Origin of the sequence: Pseudomonas sp. MF6747, assembly GCF_963890955.1 — a bacterium.
Classification (GTDB): Bacteria; Pseudomonadota; Gammaproteobacteria; order Pseudomonadales; family Pseudomonadaceae; genus Aquipseudomonas.
The window spans coordinates 146,905-157,752 of sequence record NZ_CAWPSZ010000011.1 but is presented as its reverse complement, the minus strand read 5'-3'; the positions used below and the strand labels follow the sequence as shown (position 1 = coordinate 157,752).

Sequence of the window (10,848 nt, the reverse complement as noted above, 5' to 3'; positions counted from 1 at the left end):
ACTCGCTGTCGAATTCTGCGTAACTCTTTGTTTACCAAGGAGTTTTCCGTTTCGACTGCGCCGGAAGTGGGGCGAATTATAGACTTCCAGAATCTGCCGTCAACCCTTAATTTTGCTTTTCTATCAAACACCCCGAAAACTTAGTCACACCTTCTATATAGACGCCCAAAAACCAGCAACTGAGCAATATATTGCTCAAAGCTCACCGGTTGAGCATCATATGCCCCTGCCTCTCCACCACGACTTTGGACAAACACCCCAATGACCACTCCACCCCGCAGCCTGGCATCGGCGTTGTTCCCGGTCGGCCTGCTATTAATAGCCATGGCGTCCATCCAGTCCGGCGCCTCGCTGGCCAAAAGCATGTTTCCCATTGTCGGCGCCCAGGGCACCACGACCCTGCGCCTGATATTTGCCAGTGTGATCATGCTGCTTCTGCTACGCCCATGGCGCGCCAAGCTCACAGCCAAGTCCCTGCGTACCGTTGTCATTTATGGCATGGCACTGGGTGGCATGAATTTCCTCTTCTATATGTCCTTGCGCACAGTGCCCCTGGGGATCGCAGTAGCGCTGGAATTCACAGGCCCACTCGCCGTTGCGATCTACGCTTCGCGCCGGGCGGTGGACTTTCTATGGATAGGCCTCGCGATCGCCGGGCTTCTACTGCTCATACCCATAGGCGAAGCCAGCAGCGGTATCGATCTGACGGGGGCAGCCTATGCCCTTGGCGCAGGTATCTGCTGGGCGCTCTATATTCTATTTGGCCAAAAGGCCGGCAACGACAATGGCGTCCAGACCGCAGCACTCGGCGTAATGATTGCTGCGTTGTTCGTCGCGCCCATCGGCATTGTCCACGCAGGCGCCGCGCTGCTGACGCCTGCACTGATCCCCGTCGCCCTGGCTGTCGCCATCTTGTCCACGGCGCTGCCCTATACCCTGGAAATGGTCGCACTCACTCGCCTTCCTGCCCGCACCTTTGGCACCCTGATGAGCATCGAGCCTGCATTCGGCGCGCTTTCCGGGCTGTTCTTCCTGCAAGAGCACTTGTCGCTGGCACAGTGGCTGGCCATCACCTGCATTATCCTGGCCTCTGTAGGCGCTACGCTGACGATGCGCAATGAATCCAAACCGCTGGTGCCGGCCGATTGATCGCTATCAAAGGTAGCTCTGGTATTTGCCGCTTATTTAGGCCATGTTTAGGCCGTAAATGAATGTCTTTCATGGAGAATTTCGACAAGGACAGCTGAACGCTACAATCGAGAGCGAGTAAAGCCTGCATCGAGCCTTTTTGCGAAGCGGCTATTAAGGATAGTGATGAAAAGAATATTGATACTGTTCATGGTCGTGGGCATTGCGGGCTGTGCTGCGACCACCAAGACAGAAGTGAAACGGGGCAAAAAAGGGCTGCATATCAACTGTTCAGGGCTGTCCTCCTCCTGGGACGAGTGCTACACCAGCGCAGCCAATTCATGCGGTGCCAAGGGCTACCGGGTTATCGCCAAGTCCGGTGACAACTCCGAGGAGCCTGGGGACTACCCCTTCGGCCTCAACCCTGCCGGCTACACCAGTCGCAGCATGATCGTCATCTGTAAGTGAACGCCCGAGCAGTCTTCATCCGACTGCTCCCCTTTGTGAATATCTGATCTCGACCCGGCCCTTTGCGACGTTGCGGCTACACTCCTGCTCGACTATCGAGCAACGGAGTTCCCATGACAGAAAACAACAAAATCGTATTGGTAGTGGGTGCCGGTGACGCCACCGGCGGCGCCATTGCCAAGCGCTTCGCGCGCGAAGGCTACGTGGCCTGCGTCACCCGCCGCAGCGCGGACAAGCTGCAGCCCTTGGTCGACAGCATCCAGGCGGCCGGTGGCCGAGCCCACGGCTTTGCCTGTGATGCACGCAAGGAAGACGAGGTCATCGCGCTGATCGAACAGATCGAAAGCGAGTTAGGCCCGATCGAAGCGTTCGTCTTCAATATCGGCGCCAACGTGCCTTGCAGCATCCTCGAAGAAACCGCGCGCAAGTACTTCAAGATCTGGGAGATGGCCTGCTTCTCCGGCTTCCTGAATGCGCGCGAAGTGGCCAAGCGCATGGTCACCCGCAACCGCGGCACCATCCTGTTTACCGGCGCTACCGCGGGCTTGCGCGGCGCTGCAGGTTTCGCCGCGTTCGCCGGCGCCAAGCACGGCATTCGCGCACTCGCACAGAGCATGGCGCGAGAGCTGGGCCCCAGGAATATCCATGTCGCCCACGTAGTGGTCGACGGCGCCATCGACACCGACTTCATTCGCGACAACTTCCCGCAAAAATACGCCCTGAAGGATCAGGACGGCATCCTCAACCCCGAACACATCGCCGACAACTATTGGTACCTGCACAGCCAGCCGCGCGACGCCTGGACGTTCGAACTGGACCTGCGCCCCTGGAATGAACCCTGGTAAGCACGCCTTCACAACAATAAGCAGCGAGCATCGACCATGAGTAAAACCCTGGAATTCTTCTTTGACCTCGGCAGTCCCGCCACTTACCTGGCCTACACCCAACTGCCTGCCCTGTGCGCTGCAACCGGCGCGACCCTGGTGTACCAGCCGATGCTGCTCGGAGGCGTGTTCAAAGCCACGGGCAATGCATCCCCCATCACCGTGCCGGCCAAGGGCCGGTACCTGTTTAACGATCTGGCGCGGTATGCCCAGCGCTACAACGTGACGCTCAAGTTCAACCCGCATTTCCCCATCAATACTCTGATGCTGATGCGCGCAGTGACCGGCATGCAGCTTCACCAGCCCGAGCGCTTCCAGGGCTTCATCGACTGCCTGTTCCGCGCCCTCTGGGTCGAAGGTCGGAATATGGGCGACCCCGCTGTAGTGGCCGCGGTGTTGACCGAAGCCGGTTTCAACCCGGAAGAAGTGCTGGCCCTGGCCAATGACGAAAGTGTGAAAGCCGCCCTCAAGGACAACACGGAGCAGGCCGTTCAGCGCGGCGTGTTCGGTGCGCCCAGTATGTTTGTAGGCAACCAGCTGTTCTTCGGTCAGGACCGTCTGGATTTTGTGCGCGAAGCCCTCAGCTAATCGCTATCGCCAATCGCCCCTGAGCGCCGCTTGCGAGCAAATCGTAGGCGGCGTTTGCCGTCTGCAGGTCGAATTGATGCGGGTCCATGATCGGCCTGAGCTTGCCCGCATCGATCAACCTGGCCGCGTCAGCCAGTATCTGTCCGTGGTGCTCACGCCCTTTGCCCGTCAACAACGGCAATAAAGTAAAGACACCGGAATACGTCGCCCCGCGAAACGATAGCGGCGCCAGGCTGTGCTGCCCCCAGCCCAGGCAGCTGACCACGTGGCCGTGATATGCCTTGGCGGCTAGAAAGGAAGCATCCAGCGTCTCGCCACCGACGGTGTCATACACAATGTCAAACCCTTCACCCGCCGTATGCTGCGCTACGTAGTCTTCGACCCTGTGGTGCTGATAGTCGATAAAAGTAGCGCCCAAGCCCTCTATCGTCGCCCGGTGCCTGGCGGACCCGGTCGCATACACATCGGCGCCGCAGGCAACCGCCAACTGCACCGCGACATGCCCTACACCCCCGGCGCCCCCCTGGATCAACACCTTGTGGCCCAAGCCTACGTGCGCACGGTCCACCAACCCTTCCCATGCAGTGATCAGCACCAGCGGCAATACCGCCGCTTCACGCATGCTCAGGGCCTGAGGTTTTTTTGCCAGCAGGCGTGCATCGACCACCGCGTATTCCGCCAACGAACCCTGCACGCCACCGATACCCGTCGCAAGCGCATACACCTCATCGCCCACGCGCCACTCCCGCACCGCGGGGCCAACCGCCTCGACAATCCCGGCAAGGTCCATGCCGATGACGGCCGGCAAGGGCTGACGGGCATGTGCGGCTTGGCCTGCGAGAATTTTCGCGTCCAGCGGGTTAAGGCCACTGGCCTTGATCCTGACCAGCACCTGCCCGGCACCCGCCACGGGTCTGGGCATCCTGGTCAAACGCAGCGGCGCGTCTACAGCGTCCACAATCAAAGCGTGCATATCAGTCATGTCGGCGATCTCGATTCGTTGAGGAGTGAGGCCAATGATCGGCCCACCGACTCATGCCGATAAGACGCTAAAAAGCTATAGTGCCTATGCGCCTATGGCATGAATCGGACAGCTCATGGACAAACTCAATGCAATGGCAATATTCGTTCGCGTGATCGAACGCGGCAGCTTTTCCGCCGTCGCCCGGGAAATGCAGACCACTCAGCCGACCATCAGCAAAGTACTGCGCGCCCTGGAACGCGAACTGGGCGGCAAGCTGATTGCCCGCAGCACTCGCCACTTGTCTCTGACTGACGAAGGTCAGCGCTACTACCACCACTGCCGTGAAATTCTCACAGCCGTCGATGCGGCGGAACACAGCTTCCAGACCGGCAGAGAAACCATCGCCGGCCCGTTGCGCGTCGGCTCTTCGGTGAGCTTTGGCCGCCTGCAGATCGCCTCGCGGCTGAGCGGTTTCCTGCAGCACTACCCTGACGTGCAAGTCGACCTGCAACTCAGCGATCAACTTCAGGACCTGGTCAGCGAAGGCCTGGACGTGACCCTGCGCATCGGCGAACTGCGCGACAGCGGCTTGATTGCGCGGCAGATCGGCATCACCCACCGTGTCACCGTGGCCAGCCCGGCGTACCTGGCGCGGCACCCCGCCCCGCACACCCCGCAAGCGCTCACGCAGCACAACTGCCTGCTGTTCAACCTGCTGAGCAGCCAGAATCAATGGATCTATGACAAGGACGGCGCGCGACATACGGTGCGCATCACCGGCAACGCCCAGAGTAATAACTCCGAGGCGGTGCGGGAGATGGTGCTAACGGGGCTCGGCATTGCGCTGTCGCCCCTGTGGCTGTTCGCTGACGACTTGATAGCCGGCCGCGTAGTTGCGGTGTTGCAGGACTACACCCCGCTGTCACTGCCCATTTACGCGGTCTCGGCGCCCAATCGCCGCCAGTCGGCCCGGGTCAAGGCGTTCGTCGACTATATGGCCGACGCCCTGGCCCAGGCGCCCGAACTGCAACCGATCAAATAGCCGCTGTACGCACCTGCAACCATTCCAGCGCAGCGCCGCTGAGCAGCGGGCTGAGCCGCTCGCGCACCTCGGCATGGTAAGCGTTGAACCACTCGCGCTCGTCCGCCGTCAGCAGCGACGGCGCCAGGCAACGGGTGTCGATCGGGCACAGGGTCAGGGTTTCGAACTTGAGAAACTCACCGAACTCGGTCTTGCCCGCTTCACGGTTCAACACCAGGTTCTCGATGCGCACGCCCCAACGGCCCGGGCGATAAGTGCCCGGCTCAATCGAGGTGATCATGCCCGGCTGCATCGCCGTTTGCGGCGCAGCGGCGGCCTGGTAGGCAATCACTTGCGGGCCCTCATGCACATTCAGGAAATAGCCTACACCGTGACCCGTGCCGTGGCCGTAGTCCACGCCTTCGGCCCAGATCGGCGCACGCGCAATGGCGTCCAGCAGCGGCGACAGAATGCCCTTGGGAAACTGCGCACGCGACAAGGCAATCACGCCCTTGAGCACCCGTGTGCAGTCACGCTTCTGCTCTTCGCTCGGCGTGCCGATCGGCACCATCCGCGTGATGTCCGTGGTGCCGCCCAGGTACTGGCCGCCCGAATCGATCAGCAGCAAGCCATCGCCTTCGATCAGCGCGTGTTCTTCTTCAGTGGCGTGGTAGTGCGGCATCGCGCCATTGGCGTTGAAGGCCGCGATGGTGTTGAAACTCAACGACACATAACCTGGACGACGGGTACGCGCCGCCGTCAGGTGTTCATCAATAGTCAATTCGGTAATGCGCTCACGGCCCAACGCGCTGTCCAGCCAGGCGAAGAATTCGCACAACGCCGCGCCGTCCTGCTCCATGGCTTGGCGGATATGCTCGGCGTCCGCCAGGCTCTTGCGCGACTTGGCCAGCGTGGTCGGGTTCAGCCCTTCGACCAGCTTGACGCCAGCATCGAGGTTTTCCAGCAAACCGGCCGTGACCCGCGCCGGGTCAACATGCAAGCTCGCGCCCGACGGCACAGCCCGCAGTGCATCCGCCACTTCGCTGTAGTCGCGCAGGGTCACACCCTCTTGCTCCAGCACCGCGCGTAACTCGGCATCGACCTTGCTCAGCGCCACGAACAAGATGGCCTGCTGCTGATTGATCAAGGCAAACGACACAAACACCGGGTTGAACGACACATCGCCGCCACGCAGGTTAAACAGCCAGGCGATGTCATCCAGGGTGGCGATAAAGTGCCAGTCGGCCCCTTTCTCTTTCAGGCTGGCTCGCAGCGCAGCGAGCTTCTCGCCACGGCTGACTGTCGCCTGCGGCGGCAGGTGTTGATAGATCGGCTGGTTCGGCAAGGCCGGGCGGTCTTGCCAGACTTCATTGAGCAAATCGATATCGGTACGCAGACGCGCGCCGCGCTCTGCCAGCTTGCCGCCCAGGGTACGCGCCGAGGCCACGGCCATGACCGCGCCATCCACCGCCACCACACCGCCTTCGGGGGTTTGCTCAGCCAGCCATTCCAGCGGGCCGGGTTGGCCGGGCTGCAACTTCACCAGCTCGATACCGCTGCCCTTGAGTTCCTTGGTCGCCTGTTCCCAGTAACGGCTATCGGCCCAGACACCGGCGAAATCTGCGGTGACAATCAGCGTGCCCACCGAACCATGAAACCCCGACAGCCATTGCCGCCCCTGCCAGTAACCCGGCAAGTACTCGGACAAGTGCGGGTCGGCCGACGGTACCAACAGGGCGTGGATGCCCTCGCGGCGCATCAGTTCACGGGTGTGCGCCAGGCGCTGGGGAACCGTTCCATGGGTCAAAGGCTGCGTACTCATTGTGTCTCCTGCTAACCACTAATAATTGTTATGTGTTGCGAATGAAAAATCAGACCGCCCAGAACGCCGGGGCACTGGCGAGTGCGGCTTTGATCAACTGCACGGCCTGATCGATGTCCTGTTCGGTGGTAAACCGGCCCAGGCTCAGGCGAATGGTACGGCCAGCGCTGCGCGCGTCATGGCCCAGGGCCAGAAGCACGTGGGACGGCGCGTTGCTCGCGGAATTACACGCCGAGGTCGCCGAGAACGCCATGCCGGCACTGAGTGCGGCGGAATTGAACTCACCTTCACTGAACGTCAGGCTGAGCGTATGAGGAATGCGCTGTGTGGCGCTGCCGTTGAGGCGCACGCCCGCCACTGCTTCCAACTGGTCGAGCAGGCGCTGGCGCAAGGCGACGATGGTGGCCTTTTCCTCGGTAAAGGACTGCGCCGCCAAGGCAAACGCGGTGCCCATGCCCGCAATCTGATGGGTCGCCAGGGTGCCGGAGCGCAGGCCGCCTTCGTGACCACCCCCGTGAATCTGCGCCAACACTTTTTGCTGCGCTCGCGGGCCGACATACAACGCGCCGATGCCCTTGGGGCCGTACAGTTTGTGCGCAGAAAACGACATCAAGTCCACCGGCCATTCAGCCAGGTCGATCGCGACTTTGCCGGCACCTTGCGCGGCATCCACATGCAGCAGCGCGCCATGCTCACGCACCCGTGCGCCGATGGCAGGGATGTCGTTCAAGGTGCCCAATTCGTTATTGACCAGCATCAGGGACACCAGAAAGGTGTCGTCACGTAACGCTTCACTCACCGCGGTGGCGCTGATCAGCCCATCGGCGTCCGGCTCCAGATAAGTGACGGCCACCCCGGCTTCCTGCAACTGACGCGCGGTGTCCAGTGTGGCCTTGTGTTCGATCTGGCTGGTAATGATGTGCCCGCCCGACACCCCGCGCGCCTGGGCCACGCCCTTGATCGCGAGGTTGTTGGATTCAGTCGCGCCGGAGGTCCAGACGATCTGCTCAGCGCTGGCACCGACCAGCTCGGCGACCTGGCGTCGCGCCTGTTCAACCGTTTGCCGGGCCGCCTGGCCGTACGCATGGGAACTGGACGCGGGGTTACCGAAATTGGCATTGAAGCCCAGACACTCGACCATCACCCGGATGACCCGCTCATCCACCGGCGTGGTGGCGGCGTAGTCGAAATACAACGGACGTTTATTCATGACGTTTAAGACTCGCAGAGCGTGTTCCCGAGAGCAACGTCTCAGGGGCATCAACCGGAACAGAGGTCGTCAGGTTTAACCGATCGAATGCCATTAAAGAAGAACAACTTTATGCAAATGTGCGTAGGAACGCTCCTGAAATTCAGCTTAACAGGCTGAAGTAGCCCAATGGCAAACAAAAAGCCCGAGGTTCCTTAGGGGAATCCTCGGGCTTTTTGCTGCTGAGCACCGGCTCAACTGGGACGACCATGCAGCACCACGCTGCGTTCGGCGTTCATTTCGCCTTGGTGATCAAAACCGAAAGGCTTCTGTGGCTGAGCGGTCAGTGCGGCGCGCTGCTGCTGGTATTCATCAAACGACAAGCCGCGACGGCTCAGCGCTTCAAGGGCCAATTGCTTGGTTTCTTCAGCCGTGTAAGGGCGGGATTCAGGTGATGGATGGGTCGCGCAGCCGGCGAGGACGGCGCTGACAACCAGTACGGAAACAGCCAGAAAATGGTTCATGGTGGAGGCCCTGCGAAGGAGGTTTCGAGTCAATGAACACAGGCTACTCCCGCCTCTGCACGGTGAAAAATCACCCGCCGTGATAGTCGCTATCAACCGTTCAGAGACCTGCGATAGCCAGCAATGTATATTCATTTAAGATCTATAAATATGGAAATACGTTCATTTACGGAATAAACCTAACCCTCTATAAATAGCCCATCTCGAATCAACACTGTTCGCCACGCAACTGTTGCACCAGCAACAGTCATTCAACAAAACACCAGTCAGCCAACAGCTTCACTTTTCAGCAGTGAGCCTGAAGCCCACGCCCATCAAGGCTTCCAGCCGTTGGTACAGCTCTTGCTCAACACGTTCCACTTCACCCGCTATGTACCCCTGTTGATAAAGGAACTGTTCATGACCCGTCCCCTGAATGTCGTTGCCCTCTCCGGCGGAACCTGGCGCCCCTCGCGCACCCTGGTGCTGACCCAGGCCGTATTGGCCGAACTGGCGACGTTACTGCCGATCCAGACCACGCTGATCGAACTGGGCGACATCGCCCGGCCATTGGGCGGTGCCCTGTCGCGTGACGAACTGCCGGCCGAGGTTGAATCGCAACTGTTGGCCATCGAACAGGCCGACCTGCTGATCGTCGCCGCACCGGTATACCGTGGCTCCTACCCCGGCCTGCTCAAGCACTTGTTCGATCTGGTCGGCCTCAACTCGCTGATCAACACGCCGGTATTGCTCGCCGCCACCGGCGGCAGCGAACGTCACGCGCTGGTGCTCGATCATCAGCTGCGCCCGCTGTTCAGCTTCTTCCAGGCACTGACCTTGCCGATCGGTGTGTACGCCACCGAAGCCGACTTCACCGACTACCTAATAACCAGCGAGCCCTTGAAGGGCCGCATACGCCTTGCCGCAGAACGCGCAGCACCTTTGTTTGCCGCGCACTCCCCCTCTCTGCTGAAAATCGCTTAAGGATTTGTCATGGATGTTTTCTGGTTTCTGCCGACGCACGGCGACGGTCACTACCTGGGCACCACCCAGGGTGCACGCCCGGTCACCCTCAATTATCTGAAACAAGTGGCGCAGGCGGCTGACAACCTGGGCTACTACGGCGTGCTGATTCCTACCGGTCGTTCGTGCGAAGACTCCTGGGTCATCGCCTCGGCGCTGGTGCCGTTGACCGAACGCCTGCGTTATCTGGTGGCGATTCGTCCGGGCATCATCTCGCCCACCGTCTCGGCGCGAATGGCCGCCACACTGGATCGGCTGTCCAACGGCCGCTTGCTGATCAATGTGGTGACTGGCGGCGACCCCGACGAAAACCGCGGTGACGGCAGTTTCCTAGACCACAGCGAACGCTACGAAGTCTCCGACGAATTCCTGCAGATCTGGCGCCGTGTGTTGCAGGGCGAATCGGTAGATTTTGAAGGCAAACACCTGCGCGTACAGAACGCCAAGGCCCTTTACCCACCGGTGCAGAAGCCATATCCGCCGCTGTACTTCGGCGGTTCTTCAGACGCCGCCCACGACCTGGCCGCCGAACAGGTGGACGTGTACCTGACGTGGGGCGAGCCGCCCGCCGCCGTCGCGGAAAAACTCGCGGATGTGCGTGAACGCGCCGCACGCCACGGCCGCACCGTCAAGTTCGGCATTCGCCTGCACGTGATCGTGCGCGAAACCGAAGAAGACGCCTGGAAAGCTGCCGACAAATTGATCGAGCACATCAGCGACGAAACCATCGCGGCCGCGCAAAAATCCTTCTCGCGCTTTGACTCCGAAGGGCAGCGCCGCATGGCCGCCTTGCACGATGGGCGCCGCGACAACCTGGAAATCGCCCCCAACCTGTGGGCTGGCGTCGGCCTGGTCCGAGGCGGTGCCGGTACGGCATTGGTCGGTAACCCACAGCAAGTCGCCGAGCGCATCAAGGAATACGCCGACCTGGGTATCGAGAGCTTTATTTTCTCCGGCTACCCGCACCTGGAAGAGGCCTATCGCTTTGCTGAGCTTGTGTTCCCGCTGCTGCCGGAACCCTACGCCAGCCTCGCCGGGCGCGGCATCACCAACCTCACCGGCCCGTTTGGCGAAATGATTGCCAATGATGTGCTGCCCAAAACAAAGGCCTGAGCGCGCTGAAATCGGCCTGATAGGGCAACTGCTTTTCTGTGGAAGCCGGGCTTGCCCGCGATACAGGCGACTCGGTGTTTCAGTGAACCCCGGTTGATGCCATCGCAGGCAAGCCAGCTCCACTTGAGCTGCATTGCCAGACCTA

11 protein-coding genes are annotated in these 10,848 nt (G+C 60.8%); 7 read left to right on the top strand and 4 right to left on the bottom strand.

Features of this window, described 5'->3' with window-relative positions:
* Positions 1–261: 261 nt before the first annotated feature.
* The 4 genes from rhtA to AACW30_RS12725 all read left to right on the top strand — a co-directional run bounded on the left by rhtA (position 262) and on the right by AACW30_RS12725 (position 3,068).
* On the top strand, positions 262–1,149 hold the full coding sequence (rhtA, locus tag AACW30_RS12740) for a threonine/homoserine exporter RhtA (RefSeq protein WP_106580606.1): 888 nt from the start codon (positions 262–264) through the stop codon (positions 1,147–1,149).
* 165 nt (positions 1,150–1,314) lie between these two features.
* Positions 1,315–1,596, top strand: a complete 282-nt coding sequence (locus AACW30_RS12735; RefSeq protein ID WP_106580605.1) for a hypothetical protein — start codon at positions 1,315–1,317, stop codon at positions 1,594–1,596.
* Positions 1,597–1,709: 113 nt separating this feature from the next.
* Positions 1,710–2,441, top strand: coding sequence for an SDR family oxidoreductase (locus AACW30_RS12730; protein WP_106580604.1), 732 nt, complete (start codon positions 1,710–1,712; stop codon positions 2,439–2,441).
* A 36-nt stretch (positions 2,442–2,477) separates the two neighbouring features.
* Positions 2,478–3,068, top strand: a complete 591-nt coding sequence (locus tag AACW30_RS12725; RefSeq protein WP_124416919.1) for a 2-hydroxychromene-2-carboxylate isomerase — start codon at positions 2,478–2,480, stop codon at positions 3,066–3,068.
* Here AACW30_RS12725 and AACW30_RS12720 read toward each other — a convergent pair.
* Positions 3,061–4,041 (bottom strand): zinc-dependent alcohol dehydrogenase family protein, encoded by a 981-nt coding sequence (locus AACW30_RS12720; protein ID WP_200625126.1) that lies wholly within the window; start codon positions 4,039–4,041, stop codon positions 3,061–3,063. The genes AACW30_RS12725 and AACW30_RS12720 overlap by 8 nt on opposite strands.
* A gap of 124 nt (positions 4,042–4,165) precedes the next feature.
* Here AACW30_RS12720 and AACW30_RS12715 point away from each other — a divergent pair, with 124 nt between their 5' ends.
* Positions 4,166–5,074 (top strand): LysR family transcriptional regulator, encoded by a 909-nt coding sequence (locus tag AACW30_RS12715; protein WP_200625122.1) that lies wholly within the window; start codon positions 4,166–4,168, stop codon positions 5,072–5,074.
* Here AACW30_RS12715 and AACW30_RS12710 read toward each other — a convergent pair.
* The 3 genes from AACW30_RS12710 to AACW30_RS12700 form a co-directional block, all read right to left on the bottom strand.
* On the bottom strand, positions 5,067–6,875 hold the full coding sequence (locus AACW30_RS12710) for an aminopeptidase P family protein (protein WP_200625121.1): 1,809 nt from the start codon (positions 6,873–6,875) through the stop codon (positions 5,067–5,069). The genes AACW30_RS12715 and AACW30_RS12710 overlap by 8 nt on opposite strands.
* A 49-nt stretch (positions 6,876–6,924) precedes the next feature.
* Positions 6,925–8,085, bottom strand: coding sequence for a cysteine desulfurase family protein (locus tag AACW30_RS12705; RefSeq protein WP_200625119.1), 1,161 nt, complete (start codon positions 8,083–8,085; stop codon positions 6,925–6,927).
* A 233-nt stretch (positions 8,086–8,318) separates the two neighbouring features.
* Positions 8,319–8,588 (bottom strand): hypothetical protein, encoded by a 270-nt coding sequence (locus AACW30_RS12700; protein WP_106580599.1) that lies wholly within the window; start codon positions 8,586–8,588, stop codon positions 8,319–8,321.
* Positions 8,589–8,987: 399 nt separating this feature from the next.
* On the opposite strand from AACW30_RS12700, the gene msuE reads away from it, so the two are divergent.
* Positions 8,988–9,551, top strand: a complete 564-nt coding sequence (gene msuE / locus AACW30_RS12695; RefSeq protein ID WP_200625118.1) for an FMN reductase — start codon at positions 8,988–8,990, stop codon at positions 9,549–9,551.
* A gap of 9 nt (positions 9,552–9,560) precedes the next feature.
* On the top strand, positions 9,561–10,703 hold the full coding sequence (gene ssuD, locus AACW30_RS12690; protein ID WP_119735593.1) for an FMNH2-dependent alkanesulfonate monooxygenase: 1,143 nt from the start codon (positions 9,561–9,563) through the stop codon (positions 10,701–10,703).
* Positions 10,704–10,848: the final 145 nt, after the last annotated feature.

Coding starts and splice junctions, on each gene's coding strand:
- rhtA (WP_106580606.1), top strand. CDS start 262: ATGACCACTCCACCCCGCAGCCTGGCATCGGCGTTGTTCCCGGTCGGC.
- AACW30_RS12735 (WP_106580605.1), top strand. CDS start 1,315: ATGAAAAGAATATTGATACTGTTCATGGTCGTGGGCATTGCGGGCTGT.
- AACW30_RS12730 (WP_106580604.1), top strand. CDS start 1,710: ATGACAGAAAACAACAAAATCGTATTGGTAGTGGGTGCCGGTGACGCC.
- AACW30_RS12725 (WP_124416919.1), top strand. CDS start 2,478: ATGAGTAAAACCCTGGAATTCTTCTTTGACCTCGGCAGTCCCGCCACT.
- AACW30_RS12720 (WP_200625126.1), bottom strand. CDS start 4,041: ATGCACGCTTTGATTGTGGACGCTGTAGACGCGCCGCTGCGTTTGACC.
- AACW30_RS12715 (WP_200625122.1), top strand. CDS start 4,166: ATGGACAAACTCAATGCAATGGCAATATTCGTTCGCGTGATCGAACGC.
- AACW30_RS12710 (WP_200625121.1), bottom strand. CDS start 6,875: ATGAGTACGCAGCCTTTGACCCATGGAACGGTTCCCCAGCGCCTGGCG.
- AACW30_RS12705 (WP_200625119.1), bottom strand. CDS start 8,085: ATGAATAAACGTCCGTTGTATTTCGACTACGCCGCCACCACGCCGGTG.
- AACW30_RS12700 (WP_106580599.1), bottom strand. CDS start 8,588: ATGAACCATTTTCTGGCTGTTTCCGTACTGGTTGTCAGCGCCGTCCTC.
- msuE (WP_200625118.1), top strand. CDS start 8,988: ATGACCCGTCCCCTGAATGTCGTTGCCCTCTCCGGCGGAACCTGGCGC.
- ssuD (WP_119735593.1), top strand. CDS start 9,561: ATGGATGTTTTCTGGTTTCTGCCGACGCACGGCGACGGTCACTACCTG.